The sequence below is a fragment of the Alsobacter metallidurans genome (assembly GCF_014636935.1).
Classification (GTDB): Bacteria; Pseudomonadota; Alphaproteobacteria; order Rhizobiales; family Beijerinckiaceae; genus Alsobacter; species Alsobacter metallidurans.
In genome coordinates this window covers 739915-755541 of record NZ_BMES01000002.1, presented here as the reverse complement: position 1 = coordinate 755541, position 15627 = coordinate 739915, and the positions used below count along the sequence as shown (strand labels likewise).

Below are 15627 nucleotides of genomic sequence, written 5' to 3'. Positions count from 1 at the left end.
AGGGTGCAGCGACATCCGGCCGCGTCAACCCCGAAGGTGGCGGGACTTCGGCGAGGCCTTGGCCGGAGGATGGCGGCCAAGCCCTTGACCGCACGCCGAAAGTCACATGAGATGCAGCCATTCCGGGCCCTGCCAAGACGCGGAGCACTGCGCGCGCAGGTCGGACCAGACCCCTTGAAAACAGGGGCGAAAATCACGGAGTGGGAGCTTTTTTCAATGAAAACCAACATCCTCGTCTCGGCAGCCTTCGGCGCCGTCGCGGCGCTGGTCGCCGGGTCGGCCTCGGCCGGCACGCTCGACAACGTCAAGCAGAAGGGCTTCCTGCAGTGCGGCTCGAACACCGGCCTCGCCGGCTTCGGCCAGCCTGACGCCCAGGGCAACTGGACCGGCCTCGACGTCGACTTCTGCCGCGCCATCGCGGCGGCGGTGTTCAACGACGCCTCCAAGGTGAAGTTCGTGCCGCTGTCCGCCAAGGACCGCTTCACGGCGCTGCAGTCCGGCGAAGTGGACGTCCTGGTCCGCAACACCACCTGGACGATCTCGCGCGACACCTCGCTCGGGCTCAACTTCACGGGCGTGAACTATTATGACGGCCAGGGCTTCATGGTTCGCAAGAGCCTGAAGGTCGCGTCCGCGCTCGAGCTCAACGGCGCCTCGGTCTGCGTGCAGCAGGGCACCACCACCGAGCTCAACCTCGCTGACTATTTCCGCGCCAACAAGATCCAGCTGAAGTCGGTGACCTTCGCGTCGTCGGACGAGACGCTCAAGGCCTACGAGGCCGGCCGCTGCGACGCGTTCACGACGGACGCGTCGGGCCTCTACGCCGAGCGCCTGCGCCTGGCGCAGCCGGACGAGCACCTGGTTCTGCCCGAGATCATCTCCAAGGAGCCGCTCGGACCGGCCGTTCGCCATGGCGACGACCAGTGGTTCGACATCGTGAAGTGGGTCGGATACGCCCAGCTCACCGCCGAGGAGCTCGGCGTCGACCAGAAGAACGTCGACGCGATGCTGAAGTCCGACAACCCGGACATCAAGCGCCTGCTCGGAACCGAGGGTAAGTTCGGCGAAGCGCTCGGCCTGCCCAATGATTGGGCGTATCGCGTCATCAAGCTCGTCGGCAACTACGGCGAGAGCTTCGAGCGCACCGTCGGCCAGGGTTCGCCCCTGAAGATCAAGCGCGGCCTCAACGCGCTGTGGAACAAGGGCGGCCTCCAATACGCCCCGCCGATCCGCTGATCTGAGTACCGCGGGGCGTGGATCAACCACGCCCCGCATCACGGCGGCCGCAAGTGGAACGACGCTTGCTAGACGGTCGTCGGGGAGTGGGGAACGGGATCATGTCAGTTCAGACCGAGGCTGCGTCCGCGCGGCCCAAAGTTTCGCCGCTCTATGACCCGAAGGTGCGCAGCGTCGCGTTTCAGGTGCTGCTGTGCGCGGCCCTGGGCTTCCTGGTCTATGTGGCGGTCAGCAACGCGCACGAGAACCTGTCGCGGCAGAAGATCGCCACCGGGCTCGGCTTCTGGAACAACCTCGCGGGCTTCCCGATCAGCCAGACGCTGCTCGACTATTCCGAGCGCTACAGCACCTACGGGCAGGCGTTCTGGGTCGGCCTGCTGAATACGCTGCTGGTCGCGGTGGTCGGCATCGTGCTGGCCACGCTGCTCGGCTTCACGATGGGCATCGCGCGGCTCTCCAAGAACATCCTCGTGGCCGGGGTGGCGCGCTGGTACGTGGAGATCGTCCGCAACCTGCCGCTGCTGCTGCAACTGCTGTTCTGGTACAACGCCGTGCTCAAGGCGCTGCCCAGCGTGCGCGACAGCGCGCAGCTGCCCTTCGGCATCTTCCTCAACAATCGCGGCCTGTTCTCGCCCCGGCCGGATCCCGAGCCGCTGTTCGACTTCGTCTGGCTGGCGCTGGGCTTCGGCGTCGTGGCCACGATCGCGTTCCGCTGGTGGGCCCGCAAGCGCCAGGAGGCCACGGGCGCGCAGGCGCCGGTCGGCTGGGTGACGCTGGGCCTCATCGTCGGCCTGCCCGTGCTCGTGTTCCTGCTGCTCGGCCGCCCGATCGCGTTCGACTATCCGGCCGCGACGCGCTTCAACATCGGCGGCGGCATGGTGCTGCAGCCGGAGTTCCTGGCGCTGCTGTTCGGCCTCACCATCTACACGGGCGCGTTTATCACCGAGGTGGTGCGCGCCGGCATCCTGGCCGTCTCGCACGGCCAGACCGAGGCCGCCTACGCGCTAGGCCTGCGGCCCAACATCACCACCAAGCTGATCATCATCCCGCAGGCCATGCGGGTGATCATCCCGCCGCTCACCAGCCAGTACCTCAACCTCACCAAGAACTCCTCGCTGGCGGTGTTCGTGGGTTATCCCGATCTCGCCAACGTGTTCACCGGCACGGTGCTGAACCAGACCGGGCAGGCGATCGAGGTCGTGGGCATCACCATGATGGTCTATCTCACCATCAGCCTGGGCACCTCCTTCGTGATGAACATCTACAACAATCGCAAAGCTCTGGTTGAGCGGTGAGGGGCGCGCCATGACGACCGCAGACGCTTCCTCCTTTCCAACGCCGCCGCGTGTAGACGCCGGCCCAGCCTATGTGAGCCGGACCACGCTCGCGCCGTCGCCGCCGCCCTACAGCGTGGTCGGCCCCGTGGCGTGGATGCGCGAGCACCTGTTCACCGGGCCGGTGAACATCGCGCTGACGATTATCATCGGGCTGCTGCTGGCCTGGATCATCCCGCCCTTCCTCCGCTTCGCGATCTTCGACGCGGTGTGGAGCGGGGCCAACCGCGACGTCTGCATCTACACGCCCGAGCGCACAGCGGTGGGCGCCTGCTGGGCGTTTATCTGGGACCGCGCGGCCTATTTCACCTACGGCTCATACCCGGTGGCCGAGCGCTGGCGGGTGAACGTGTTTTTCGCCCTGCTGGCGATCGGCGTGGTGTGGCTGCTCAACCTGAAGGCGCCGCGACGCGATCTCGGCGGCGTCTACTTCTTCGTGGTTCTGCCGATCCTGTCCTACATCCTTCTCGTCGGGGCGCCATGGCTCGGCCTGCGCAATGTCGAGACCAACCTGTGGGGCGGCATCCTGGTCACCATCGTGTGCTCGGCGGTGGGCATCGTGGTGTCGCTGCCGCTCGGCATCCTGCTGGCGCTGGGGCGCCGGTCGACCATGCCGGCCGCCAAGCTCATCAGCGTGATCTTCATCGAGTTCGTGCGCGGCGTGCCGCTCATCACGGTGCTGTTCATGGCCAGCGTGATGCTGCCTTTGTTCGTGCCGGACTACCTGCAGCCCGACAAGCTCCTGCGCGCGCTGGTCGGAATCGCGCTTTTTGCGGCCGCCTACATGGCCGAGGTGGTGCGCGCCGGCCTGCAGGCGCTGCCGCGTGGGCAATATGAAGGCGCGATGGCGATGGGCCTGAGCTACTGGCAGATGATGACGCTGGTCGTCCTGCCGCAGGCGCTCAAGATCACCATCCCGAACATCGTCAACACCTATATCGGCCTGTTCAAGGACACGACCCTGGTCGTGATCGTCGGCATCTTCGACTTCCTGAAGACCATCGAGGCGGCGCGCATCGACCCCACCTGGGGCGCGCCCACCGTCTCGGCCACAGGCTATCTCTACGCCGCCATCTTCTACTTCATCTGCTGCTACCTGATGTCGAGCTATGCGAGGGGCGTGGAAGCGCGCCTGGCGCGGGCCGACAAACGGTAAGGGAGTTCCATCATGTCATCCGCACTTGCGACTACGCCCGCCGCCCTGGCGCCCGCCCAGCTCAAGAACGAGACCGCGATCGAACTGATCGACATGAACAAGTGGTACGGCGAGTTCCACGTGTTGCGCGACATCAACCTCACGGTGAAGCGCGGCGAGCGCGTAGTGGTCTGCGGCCCGTCCGGGTCCGGCAAGTCCACCATGATCCGCTGCATCAACCGGCTGGAGGAGCACCAGAAGGGCCGCATCATCGTCGACGGCACGGAGCTCACCAACGATCTCAAGAAGATCGACGAGATCCGCCGCGAGGTCGGGATGGTGTTCCAGCACTTCAACCTGTTCCCGCACCTCACCATCCTGGAAAACTGCACGCTCGCGCCGATCTGGGTGAAGAAGCTGCCCAAGAAGGACGCCGAGGAAATCGCGATGCACTACCTGCGTCGCGTCAAGATCCCCGAGCAGGCCAACAAGTACCCGGGCCAGCTTTCCGGCGGCCAGCAGCAGCGCGTCGCCATCGCGCGGTCGCTGTGCATGAGCCCCAAGATCATGCTGTTCGACGAGCCGACCTCGGCGCTCGACCCCGAGATGGTGAAGGAAGTGCTGGACACCATGGTGTCGCTCGCCATGGAAGGCATGACGATGATCTGCGTGACCCACGAGATGGGCTTCGCCCGGCAGGTCGCGAACCGCGTGATCTTCATGGACGCCGGCCAGATCGTCGAGATGAACACGCCGGACGAGTTCTTCAAGAACCCGCAGCACGAGCGCACCAAGCTGTTCCTGAGCCAGATCCTGCACTAACCCGCAGCGGGGTAGCCGCCATGCTGCGCGCGGCCGCGGCCCTGCTCGGCCTTGGGCTTCTCACGCTCGCGGCCGTGCTGGCGCTGATCGGCTGGCGCAGCGGCAGGGCGGCTGTGGGGCCGCTCCTGGCCGGGGCCATGGTGGCGCTGGCCGCCATCTTGGGAGTGGACTGCAGGCAATGCGCCACCGGCGCGCTCTATGTTGGCGCGCTCGTGTCGCTGCCGTTTTTCGTCGTGGGCTGGGTCACGCTGGCGCTCGACCCGCACGGCCTCGCGCGCGGCGCCGGGCTTCCGGTCGGGTTGGCGGGCCTTCTCACCTGCGCGTGGGCCGGGGTTCTCACCGCGCTCGTCACCTTCGGCGGCCACTGCCCCTGCGCGGCGTTGCCCTGGCTGGACGCCGCCCCGCCGCTGCGCGCGGTCGGAACCGACCGCCTCATCGGCCCCATCCTCCTTCTCGCCGGCGCCCTCACGCTGCTGCTGGCCCGCCACGCCCGGAACAGGCGTGTGGCGGGCGGGTAAGGGAGAGGGCGCCTGCATTTCTCCGTCATTGCGAGCGCCAGCGGAGCAATCCAGCTGAGGCGGGGCGCGACGCCCGGCGCCGAGCGTCATCCCAACCACCTGGATTGCTTCGCTCCGCTCGCAATGACGGCGAGGCGCTGCATCGTGGTGCGCCTCCACCCCACCCCTGTCCCTCTCCCGGGGGGAAAGGGAAGGCGCCCGTGATATGAAAATAATCCTTGACATTCCGCCTCGTTTCCCGCACCCTGCGCCTACTCTCGACCCAGGGAGGGGGCGCTTCCGGAGCGGTCCGTTGCGGGGTCGGGGCGCGGCGCCTGCGCGGATGGGGATACCGGACCCACCCTCCCGGGAGGCCTTTCCGGAGCGGCCGGACGGCGGGTTCGAGGGGTGACAGCCTCGGCCGACCCAACGTCCGGCAGTCAGCCCGCCCGCCCCACACTACGGTGGGGCCGTGGACGCGGCCACCTTAACACCCTCGCGGTCGCGGCCCCCAAGGAGCGGCCACGAGGAAGGAGCGCGGGTCGGAAAGGTTCAAAATCGCCGGTCGCGAGGCGTCGGCCCGTCCGAACCCTACGCGTAAAACCCTAGATGGGCCGGCGCCTCGCGGCGCCCCTCCACCGATCGCCTCACCTCCGCGCGAACGGAGAACGCGGAGCCATGCCTGCAGCCAAAGCCCGAAACTCTCGGCCGTCATTGCGAGCGCAGCGAAGCAATCCAGCCTAACGCCGGGCCTTCAGGCTGGATTGCTTCGCCTCCGGCTCGCAATGACGGGGGAGTAGGTTGAACCATTCAGTCTTCATCCCCGGCGGCGCGCAGCGCCGGCAGGCATCAATGGGCAAACGGAGGCTCCCGGTGAAAAACCAAGCGTCACGCCGGCCCGGTCGCCACCGGGCAGTCGTCGCGGCCGCCCCATTCGGCCCAGGAGCCGTCATACAGCGCCTTGGTGTTTACGCCGGCGGTGTTGAGGGCCAGCGTGAGGATCGCGGCCGACACGCCGGAGCCGCACGTGGTGACGATGGGCTGCTTCAGATCGACGCCGGCCTGCTCGAAGGCGGCGCGAATCTCCTCAGGGCTTTTCAGCTCGCCGTTCCGGACGATGTCGGTCCACGGCACGTTGCGGGCGCCCGGCATGTGGCCTGCTTTCAGGCCGGGCCGGGGCTCGGGCGCGTCGCCGCGGAATCGGTCCGCCGCGCGGGCGTCCACCACCTGGTGGCTGCCGGCCGCCAGCATGCGGGCGATATCCTCGCGGCTGGCCACGGCGCCATGGTCGAAGCGCGGCGTGAACACGGCCGGTCGGCGGCGCGTGGGCTCGTCCGTCCAGGGCCGGCCCTCGGACTTCCACTTGGGCGCGCCGCCGTCCAGCACGGCCGCGTCGCGCACGCCGAAGCTGTGCAGCATCCACCAGACGCGTGGGGCGGCGAACATCCCGAGGCCGTCATAGACCACCACCCGCATGCCGTCGCCGATGCCGAGCGCCGCCATGTGGCGGGCGAATTCCTCCGGCCGAGGCAGCATATGCGGCAGAGGGTCGTCGTGGTCCGACACCGCGTCGATGTCGAAATGCACCGCACCCGGGATGTGGCCGGCCGCGTACTCGGCCTTGCCGTCGCGCCCTTGCGTCGGCAGGTACCAGGAGGCGTCCACGACCACGAGGTCGGGCGCCGAGAGGTGATCTTCCAGCCACGCGGTGGAAACGAGATTCGTGTTGGCCGACATCGGCGACAGCTCCTGGCAGGGTCGGGGGGATCAGACGAGGGCGATCCGGACGCGCCGGTTCTGCTTGCCCTTTTTCTCGATGTTGGTGACCGCGACGCCGCCGATCTCAGCGGTGTTGCGGACATGCGTCCCGCCGCAGGGCTGAAGATCGAGGCCGACGATCTCGACCAGCCGGACCCGGCCGGTTCCCATCGGCGGCTTCACCGACATGGTTTTCACGAGGCCGGGATTGGCCTCGAGCTCCTCGTCAGTGATCCAGCGCTCGCGGATGTCGGCGTTCTGGGCGATCTTCTCGGCGAGCTTGGCGGCGATGTCGTCCTTGTCGAGGCCGCCGTCCGGGATGTCGAAATCGAGCCGCCCTTCGCCATCGCCGATCGAGCCGCCGGTCACCGGGTAGGGCAGCACGGTGGTGAGAAGGTGCAGGGCGGTGTGGATGCGCATGCGCGGCATCCGGACGCTCCAGTCGAGCCGGGCAGTGACCTTTTCGCCGGGCGTCGGCAGAGCCGATCCCGCCGCCGGCACATGCACGATCGTGCCCTTGTCCTCGCCATACACGGCGGTCTCGATCGGGATCTCCGTGCCCGAGGCCGTGACGAGCGCGCCCTTGTCGCCCGGCTGGCCGCCGCCAGTCGGGTAAAACACGGTCCGATCAAGGATCACGCCGCCGCGGTCGTTTACCGCCACCACGGTCGCATCGCAGGATTGCAGGTAGGCGTCGGATCGAAAGAGCATGTCGGTGGGCATCGGCGTTCCCGTGCGGTCGAGTTTCGGGCTGGCGTGCCCCGGGGGCGCGAAGCTAGACCAGTTCTCGGGGAGCGGGAAGCGCCCTGGCCGGCGGCGGGGCTCGTACGGGTTTGCCCGAAGTCGCGGTTTCGTGATCCAATCGCATCCTCATGGCGTAAGGGCTATACAAGCTCAATCTGGAGCGCGACGGGACCTGCCTTGAGTTCTTTTGCTGAAACGCCCCCAACGACATCGCGGCTGGACGAGTTGCTCGTCGGCTACGCGGCCGGCAGTCTGCCGGCCAGCCTGCACAAGCTCGTGGCGGCTCACCTCTATCTGAGGCCGGAGAGCCGCGCTTTCGTGCGCGCCATCGAGCAGATCGGCGGCGAGGCGCTCGAGGAGATGCCTGGGCAGCCGCTGCCGGATCGCGACCGCAAGCTCGCGGCGATCTTCGCCGCGGCCGAGAAGCCCGAGTCCGTGCGCCAGCCGCCGCATTGCGCGGTTCTTCCGCCGCCGCTCTGCGCGCTCACCGGCCGGACGCTCGACGAGATTCCATGGCGGCTGAAGCTGCCGGGCATCCGGGAATTTCGCCTGCCGACCGAGGATGGATCCGAGGCGACCCTCTATCGCATCAGGGCCGGCAAGACGATTCCGTCGCACACGCACGAGGGCAGCGAGGTCACGCTGGTTCTCAGCGGGGCGTTCTCGGACGTCACGGGCCATTACGGGCGCGGCGACGTCGCCATTGCGGACGCCGACCTCGACCATCATCCGAAGGCGGACGACGGGCCGGATTGCATCTGCTTCGCGGTGACGGACGCGCCGTTGCGCCTGACAGGGCCGCTCGCCCGTTTCGTGCGCCGCATTACCGGGCATTGAGCCCGGCCCGGCGCGGACCCTTGCAAGGGCGCGCCTCCGTGACGTCAAACCGGAGATGAGCATGTCGAGCCTGTATCGGGCGACGCCGGCGGACGGGGTCGCGTGGGTGACCGGGGCGAGTTCCGGCATCGGCCGCGCCACCTGCCTCGAACTGGCGAAGCGAGGCTTTACGGTTGCGGCTACGGCGCGTCGGAAGGACGAGCTGGAGAAGCTTGCCGCCGAGGCGACCGGTCCCGGCCGCATCCTGGCCTATCCGGCGGACGTGACTCGCCGAGACGAGCTGGTCGGGGCCGTGGAGGCCATCGAGGCGCAGGCTGGGCCGATCGTGCTCGCCTTCCTGAACGCTGGCACCTTTTTTCCGATGAAAGGGCCGGATTTCGATCCAGACCTCGTGATGCGGACGTTCGACATCAATGTAGGCGGCACGGTGAACGGCCTCGCGGCCCTGATCCCGCTGATGACGGCGCGCCGCAAGGGGCAGATCGCCGTGAACGCCTCCGTGGCGGGCTATGGCGGCCTGCCGTCGTCCACCGCCTATGGGGCCACCAAGGCGGCGTTGATCAACATGGCCGAAGCCCTGAAATTCACGCTCGACAAGGCCGGCGTCACCCTCCAGGTGGTGAACCCGGGCTTCGTCGGCACGCCGCTGACGGCCAAGAACGATTTTCCCATGCCGTTCATCATCCCGGCCGACAAAGCTGCGGTGCGCATCTGCGACGGGTTGGCCCGGGGCGGCTTCGAGATCACCTTCCCGCGCCGGCTGTCGTGGATCCTGAAGGCCGCGAACCTTCTGCCCTACTGGCTGTATTTCCCGCTGGTCGGCAAGGTGACGGCCAGCGATACGGGCCGCGGCTGAGGCTCAGCGGAGCCGCGCCTCGATCGCGTCGCGGAGCTCGGCGTGGCCGGCGGCGTCCAGCGGAAAGCGCCAGACCAGCGCGATGGCGCCGAGCTTCAGCAGCACCGGAAGCCCTGCATACAGAAACGCCAGCATGGTGAGCCCGGCTGGCTCGAAACGGCCGGCGCCGGGCTCGAAACCCGCCGCGCCGAGCAGCGGAAACGCGATCCCGACCGCGCCCGCCAGCGCAAGCTTGGTGGCGAGCGCCCAGAACGCGAGATACAGGCCAGTCCGCTCCTCGCCGGTGCGGGCAGTGTCCACGTCGATGACGTCGGCCTGCATGCTGGCCGGGAGGATCACGTCGGCGCCCAGCGCCAGGCCGGTCACCAGCGTGATCGCCGCAAAGGCCCATACGTCGCCCGCGGCCAGCATCGGCGCAAACGCGAAGGCGAGGCAGGCGAGCCCCATGCCGAGCGCCCAGGCGCGGTGCTTGGAGGTGCGCCGCGCCAGCCACAGCCAGGCCGGCACGCCGGCCGCGCCGGCTACGAAATACAGCACGAGCAGTGGCCCGGCCTCATCCGGCGCCTCCAGCCGGTGGCGCACAAAGAACAGGAACAGCGTCGCGGGCAGCCCGTTGGCGAGGCCGTTGATCAGGAAGGCCGCCACGAGCCGCAGGAAGGGGCGGTTCGCCAGCAACGCCGTCGCGGCCTCGCGCCAGGAGCCGCGCCGCTGCGAGCGGTCCTCCGGCTCCGGCACCGTCGCGACGGTGAGCAGCACCGCCATCGGCAGCGCGACAGCGACAATTGCCGCGAAGGCGCCGAGCACGGCGCGGTCGCCATTCAGGCCGAAGCTCGGCAGAAGCGCGGGCAGGACCAGCGCCAGCAAGGTCCCGACGACCGTGAAGGCTTCCCGGTAAGCGGTGACGCGGTTGCGGCCCGCATAGGACCGCGACAGCTCGGCGCCCCAGGCCAGATACGGAATCTGCACCGCCGTCCAGGCAATTGAAAGCAGCACGCCCCAGAAGCCGAGATACAACAGCCCGGCGCCAGCCGGCGGCGTGAAGATCTTCCACGCTGCGGCGGCCAGCAGAGGCGCGGCGCAGACGATCCAAAGCCGGCGCCTGCCAAAATTTGGTCTGAAGCGGTCGGCCAGCACCCCCACGAGGGGATCGCTGGCGGCGTCCAGGATGCGGACCAGCATCAAAACCTGCCCGACAGCCGCGATCGGCAACGCCAGGTCGCCGGCGTAGAAGGCCGGCGTCAGGACGTAGAAGGGCAAAGTGAGGATCGCCAGCGGCAGGGCAGGGAGCCCGTAGGCCAGCAGCCGGCTGGCGCCCGGTTCGCGATCCGCCCTCACGCGGTTTTGGCGTAGACGAGCTGCCGGACGTCGATGTTGCCGGAGCGGAAACCGGCCTCGCAATAGGCGAGGTAGTATTCCCACATGCGGCGGAAGCGCTCGTCGAAGCCGAGCGGCATGAGGCTCGGCCACGCGGCGCGGAAGCGCTCGCGCCATTCGGCCAGGGTCGCGGCGTAATCGAGGCCGAAGATCCGCTCGTCCTTGAGCGCCAGGCCGGCCTTATCGCCGAGGTTCTTCAGGATCCCCGGCGATGGCAGCATGCCGCCCGGAAATATGTAGCGGCGGATGAAGTCGACCTCGCGCGTGTATGTTTCAAACAAGCGATCCTGGATTGTGATCACCTGCAAGCCCGCGACGCCCCCGGCCTTCAGCCGCTCGGAAAGCTGCCGGAAATACACCGGCCAGTATTCCTTGCCGACCGCCTCGAACATCTCGATCGAAGCGATGCGGTCATACATGCCCCGCTCGTCGCGATAGTCCTGAAGCTTGATCTCGACGCGTTCGTTCAGTCCCTGCTCGAACATGCGCTTTTGCGCGTAGTGGAACTGCTCGCGCGAGATCGTCAGGCCCGTGACGCGACAGCCGATGTCCTTGGCGGCGAATTCGGCGAAGCCGCCCCAGCCGCAGCCGATCTCGAGCACGTGGTGCGACGGATCGATCCTCGTCGTTTCGGCGAGCGCGGCGTATTTGCGCCGCTGGGCGGTCGCGAGATCGTCGCCCGCCTGGGTGTAGAGCGCCGAAGAATAGGTCATCGAGCCGTCGAGCCAGGACTCGTAAAAGCGGTTCCCGAGGTCATAATGCGCGTGGATGTTGCGCTTCGAGCCCGCCTTGGTGTTGCGGTTCATCCAATGCCGCATGCGCTGCCAGAAACGAACGAGGGGCCGATCCTCCAGCATATTGGCGATGAGATGGTGGTTGGCGCAGAAGAGCTCGAGAAACTGCGTGAGGTCCGGGGTTTCCCATTCGCCGCTCAGAAACGCCTCGGCGATTCCGATGTCGCCGCCCTCCAGAAGCCGCCGCGCGAAGCTCAGGTCGCGAATATGCATGACCGCGTCGGGTCCGGGCCGCGAGCCAGGGGCCAGCAGCACGCGGCCGTCCGGCAGGTGGATTTCGAGCGAGCCGACCTCCAGCTTGGTCGCAAAGGCGAGCGCCTGCCGGGCGGCCATCGGCAGATCGCGTGCGACCTCGGCGACGTTCGCCGCCGTTAGACGGAGGGGACCGTGTTGATCAGGATTCGTCTCATGCATGGTGCGGGGGAGTCCTGCTCGTTGTCATGTCATGGCCGCGCCGTCGAGGGAGCGAACCCATTTGCGCCGGTATCGTGGGCGCCAAATTCTTGCGCGCCGGATTCCGGCGGTCGCGCGACCGTGTCGAAACCGACCATGCGGTCGCCGTAACTCAGCGGCGGCGGCGCGGGCGGGCGTTTCACCAGCCGCATGCCCTTCAGCCAGAGGCGCAGCGCCTCCCAGTGAATGCCGCCGATAACCGTGAGGGTGAGAGCCGGAATCCGGGCCAATGCTGCCAGAAGCGAGGAAGTCGTCAAGTGACGGCGCTTGCCTTGGAAGGTGGCGGCGAGCAGCGGGCCCTGGTCGTCTGTTTCGAGGATCCGCACCGCGATGGTGTCGCCTGGCGGGCGAACGCGAAACCGGTAGCGCATGTCGAGATCGTTGAATGGCGACACGTAGAACAGCTTGCGCCTTTCTTGCCGCAGTCCTTCCGGGCCGAGCTCGCCCGGGGCGACCGGGCACACATAGGTGTGGTGCTCGCCAAAGGTGTTGCGGACCTCGTAGATCGCGGCGGCCAGTTCTCCGTCCGCCGCGTAGGCGAAGTAGACGGACAGTGGGTTGAACCCCATGCCGGCGATTCGGGGATAGCAGAGCAGGAGAACTCTGCCGCCCGGCAGGCTCAGCCCTGCTTCGGCGAGGATGCGGTCCACATAGACACGCAGCGACGAGCCATCCCGCGGGCCGTGGTCCTTCTGCCAGAAAGACAGCAGGTTCCAGCGGCCGACCGAGAAGAAGACGCTGGCGCGCGACGCTTCCGCTAGTCGATCAAGGTCGATCAGAAGCGAGAACACCTCGTATGAAAATCGGTGCTCAACCGGCTTCATGCGCGCGTGCATCACGCCACCCCGGTATAGCGACGCTGCTTCCTTCGGTGGTGGGAAGTGGATGCTCATTCGGCCGCCTGCAGGATCTCGGTCGGCGAGCGGCGCCACGAGACGCTGGCGCCGAGCGCCTCCGCAACCGTGAGGCCCGACTTTAGCCCATCCTCATGGAAGCCGTGCGCGGTCCAGGCGCCGCAGAACCAGGTGCGGTTCTGACCCTGGATCGCCGAAAGCCGCTTCTGCGCCGCGAGAGCGCCGGTGTCGTATTGCGGATGAGCGTATGCAAAACGCGCGAAGGTGAGGTCATCCCTGGGCGGCTTGGGCGGATTCAGGGTAACGAACAGCGGCTTCGCGGGGTCGATGTTCTGCAGCAGGTTCATCCAGTAAGTGACGCAGAGATCAGCGTCGGGATCGTCGTTCTGCATCACGTTCCATGCCGACCACGCCCGGCGGCGCCGCGGCATCAGGCTTGGGTCTCGGTGCAGGTAGACGGCGTTTTCGCGATACCCCACGGCCCCGAGCACGGCCTCCTCGTCCGGGGAGGCGTCTTTCAGCATCGCGAGCGTCTGGTCGGAGTGGGCGGCGAAGATCACATGGTCGTAAAGCTCAGCTTCGCCGGAGGCGTCCGTGACCTCGACGCCGGTTCCGGTCCGAACCACCGACGTCACCGCCGAGCCCAGCCGGATCCGGTCGCGGAAGGGCGCGGTGATCTTCTCGACATAGGATCGGCTTCCGCCGTTCACGGTGCGCCAAACCGGCCGCTCCCATTGCAGCAGGTGGTGATTCTGGAAAAATGCGATGAAGCTTTCGGCCGGGAAGGCCAGCATGGCGCGGGGCGACATCGACCAGATCGCCGCGCCCATGGGAACCAGGTAGTCGTCCCGAAACCGCTTCGAGAACCCGCGCAGGGTGACGTAGTGATCGAGGCTGAGCGAGTTCAGGCGCCCCGCCTCGCGATCCTCGATCGCAACCCGGTTAAAGCGCAGCACTTCGACAAGCATGCGCAGGTAACCGGGCGACAGCAGGTTGCGGCGTTGGGCGAAAAGGCCGTTGGCGGTGTCGGTGGTGCGGCCGCACCATTCGAAACGGCCGCCCCGCGCCGAGACCGCGAAGCTCATGTCCGACGCTTCGGTCTTCACGCCAAGTTCGGCGAAGAGAGCCGTCAGGTTTTCGTAGTTGGCTTCGTTGTAGACAATGAACCCTGTGTCCACGGCAATCCTGGCGCCGTCGTAGTCGATGTCCACTGTCGCCGAGTGCCCGCCAGGCCGGATGTCCCGTTCATAAACGGTGATGCGATGTCCCGTGCTGGTCGCCAATGCGTAGGCCGCTGCATTGCCGGAGATACCGGTTCCGATGATGGCGATGCGCATGGACCCTCGAGGCAGGCGTGGTTGATCTTATGCTGGTCTATACGGGCCCGTAGCGGGTTTGGTTTTACGCATGGGCGTCGGAGATCGACGCCAGCGCCGCAAGGGCGCGCGCCCGCGCTTCGTCGTGGGGCACGATGGGACTTGGATAGGTCTCGCCGAGGCGAATGCCAGCGGAAGCCAGCATGGCGGCCGGAGCGGTCCAGGGCGCGTGGATGTGGCTCGCTGGCATTTTCGCGAGCTCTGGGACGAACCGGCGAACATAGGCGCCATCAGGGTCGAACCGCTCGCCCTGGAGAATCGGATTGAAGATGCGGAAATACGGCGCTGCATCGGCCCCGGAGCCCGCTACCCACTGCCAGCTGGCGGCGTTGTTGGCCGGGTCGGCGTCCACCAGCGTGTCCCAGAACCACGCTTCGCCCTCTCGCCAGTCGATCAGCAAATGCTTGATCAGAAACGAGGCCGTGATCATGCGCACCCGGTTGTGCATCCAGCCCGTGCGCCAAAGCTGGCGCATGCCGGCGTCCACCACCGGGTAGCCGGTGCGCCCGCGTTTCCAGGCTTCGAGTTCGCCAGCGTGGCTCCGCCACGGGAAACTGTCGAATTTCCGCTGAAAATTTGTGCGCGCCAGATCAGGGTTGTGGAAAAGCAGGTGGTAGGCGAACTCGCGCCAGCCCAGTTCGGATTTCAACTTCGTGAGATCGGACGCAGGCGCTTTCGAGCGACCTGTTTCGACAGCCTTGGTCGCCGTGGCCCAGATTTGCCGCGGGCTGATCTCGCCGAAGCGGAGAAAGGGCGACAACCGCGAAGTGTGAGCCTGATCCGGCCGGTTGCGGCCATCGCCGTAGCCCTTGAGTTCATCGGCCACGAAAAATCGCAGCCGGGCCTGCGCTCCGGCTTCCCCAGGCGTCCAAGTCTCGCGCAGGCCGCCCGCCCAATCGGGGTGAGTCGGCAGGAGAGCGAGGTCGCTGATTTCGAGCCCGCCTATCGCCGACGCGTCAACAGAGGCGCCCGGGATCTCGGTTGGCGTGCGGAGCGGCGCGGTCGGCGCTCCGGTTGCCTGAGCGGCCTTCCAGAAAGGCGTGAACACCTTCATGGGATTGCCGGCGCCGGATTTCACCGTCCAGGGCTCGTAAAGCAGCGCTCCGTTGTGGCTCTCGGCGTGCACGCCCGCGGCTTTCAGGTCCGACTTCACGTCCGAATCGATCGCGATCCCGGCCGCCTCGTAGCGGCGATTCCAGACGACGGCTTGCGGAGACAGCGCCCCGACCAGGCGCTCCACGATCATCCGCGCCGCGCCGCGCAGGACGAGGAGATCAGCTCCACGCTGGCGGAGATCCTCCCTCAGGGAGACGAGCGAATGGTGCAGCCACCAGCGCGAAGCGCCGCCGAGGGGGCGCATGCCATCGCTCTGTTCGTCCAGGATAAAGAACGGGACCAGGGGTGCGCCGGTCGCAATGGCGGCGGCGAGCGCGGGATTGTCGCCCAGCCGCAAATCTTCTCGAAACCAGACCAGAACCGGGGAAGCCATGCGTCTCCAACGCTCCTCAGCGCCAACAGGCGCTGCGAGGCTACGCGGCGCGACCCCACAGATCACAC

14 protein-coding genes are annotated in these 15627 nt (G+C 67.2%); 7 read left to right on the top strand and 7 right to left on the bottom strand.

Annotated elements, in window-relative coordinates; genetic code table 11:
• The first annotated feature begins 216 nt into the window (after nucleotides 1-216).
• The 5 genes from IEV99_RS13810 (at nucleotide 217) to IEV99_RS13790 (ending at nucleotide 5045) form a co-directional block, all read left to right on the top strand.
• Nucleotides 217-1236 (top strand): amino acid ABC transporter substrate-binding protein, encoded by a 1020-nt coding sequence (locus IEV99_RS13810; RefSeq protein WP_188518350.1) that lies wholly within the window; start codon nucleotides 217-219, stop codon nucleotides 1234-1236.
• Nucleotides 1237-1337: 101 nt separating this feature from the next.
• The gene (locus IEV99_RS13805; protein ID WP_188518349.1) at nucleotides 1338-2531 is read left to right on the top strand and encodes an amino acid ABC transporter permease; all 1194 of its coding nucleotides are present in this window, start codon (nucleotides 1338-1340) and stop codon (nucleotides 2529-2531) included.
• Between the two features lie 10 nt (nucleotides 2532-2541).
• Nucleotides 2542-3726 carry an amino acid ABC transporter permease gene (locus IEV99_RS13800; RefSeq protein ID WP_188518348.1) on the top strand — a complete coding sequence of 395 codons (1185 nt, stop codon included), beginning with the start codon at nucleotides 2542-2544 and terminating at the stop codon, nucleotides 3724-3726.
• Between the two features lie 12 nt (nucleotides 3727-3738).
• Complete coding sequence (locus IEV99_RS13795) at nucleotides 3739-4527, top strand: amino acid ABC transporter ATP-binding protein (RefSeq protein WP_280514675.1); 789 nt, start codon at nucleotides 3739-3741, stop codon at nucleotides 4525-4527.
• Nucleotides 4528-4547: 20 nt separating this feature from the next.
• Entirely contained in the window at nucleotides 4548-5045 is a 498-nt protein-coding gene (locus IEV99_RS13790) for a hypothetical protein (protein ID WP_188518347.1), read from the top strand.
• An 867-nt stretch (nucleotides 5046-5912) separates the two neighbouring features.
• Here IEV99_RS13790 and sseA read toward each other — a convergent pair.
• A complete protein-coding gene (gene sseA, locus IEV99_RS13785) occupies nucleotides 5913-6761 on the bottom strand; it encodes a 3-mercaptopyruvate sulfurtransferase (RefSeq protein ID WP_188518346.1) in 849 nt (282 codons plus the stop codon).
• A gap of 30 nt (nucleotides 6762-6791) precedes the next feature.
• Nucleotides 6792-7505 carry an alanyl-tRNA editing protein gene (locus IEV99_RS13780; RefSeq protein ID WP_188518345.1) on the bottom strand — a complete coding sequence of 238 codons (714 nt, stop codon included), beginning with the start codon at nucleotides 7503-7505 and terminating at the stop codon, nucleotides 6792-6794.
• 198 nt (nucleotides 7506-7703) lie between these two features.
• Between IEV99_RS13780 and IEV99_RS13775 the strand changes: the two genes are divergently transcribed.
• Both IEV99_RS13775 and IEV99_RS13770 read left to right on the top strand, forming a co-directional pair.
• Entirely contained in the window at nucleotides 7704-8363 is a 660-nt protein-coding gene (locus IEV99_RS13775; protein WP_244643860.1) for a ChrR family anti-sigma-E factor, read from the top strand.
• Between the two features lie 61 nt (nucleotides 8364-8424).
• Nucleotides 8425-9219 (top strand): SDR family NAD(P)-dependent oxidoreductase, encoded by a 795-nt coding sequence (locus IEV99_RS13770; RefSeq protein ID WP_244643859.1) that lies wholly within the window; start codon nucleotides 8425-8427, stop codon nucleotides 9217-9219.
• Nucleotides 9220-9222: 3 nt separating this feature from the next.
• Here the strand turns inward: IEV99_RS13770 and IEV99_RS13765 are convergent, their stop codons facing one another.
• From IEV99_RS13765 to IEV99_RS13745, 5 genes are all read right to left on the bottom strand, one after another.
• On the bottom strand, nucleotides 9223-10554 hold the full coding sequence (locus IEV99_RS13765; protein WP_188518343.1) for an MFS transporter: 1332 nt from the start codon (nucleotides 10552-10554) through the stop codon (nucleotides 9223-9225).
• Nucleotides 10551-11720, bottom strand: coding sequence for an SAM-dependent methyltransferase (locus tag IEV99_RS13760; protein WP_244643858.1), 1170 nt, complete (start codon nucleotides 11718-11720; stop codon nucleotides 10551-10553). Before IEV99_RS13760 ends, IEV99_RS13765 begins: the two co-directional genes overlap by 4 nt.
• A 110-nt stretch (nucleotides 11721-11830) precedes the next feature.
• On the bottom strand, nucleotides 11831-12733 hold the full coding sequence (locus IEV99_RS13755) for a DUF1365 domain-containing protein (protein WP_188518341.1): 903 nt from the start codon (nucleotides 12731-12733) through the stop codon (nucleotides 11831-11833).
• Nucleotides 12730-14031, bottom strand: a complete 1302-nt coding sequence (locus IEV99_RS13750; RefSeq protein ID WP_188518340.1) for an NAD(P)/FAD-dependent oxidoreductase — start codon at nucleotides 14029-14031, stop codon at nucleotides 12730-12732. The genes IEV99_RS13755 and IEV99_RS13750 overlap by 4 nt, the downstream gene beginning before the upstream one ends.
• Nucleotides 14032-14095: 64 nt before the next feature.
• A complete protein-coding gene (locus IEV99_RS13745; RefSeq protein ID WP_188518339.1) occupies nucleotides 14096-15559 on the bottom strand; it encodes a cryptochrome/photolyase family protein in 1464 nt (487 codons plus the stop codon).
• Nucleotides 15560-15627 lie beyond the last annotated feature (68 nt).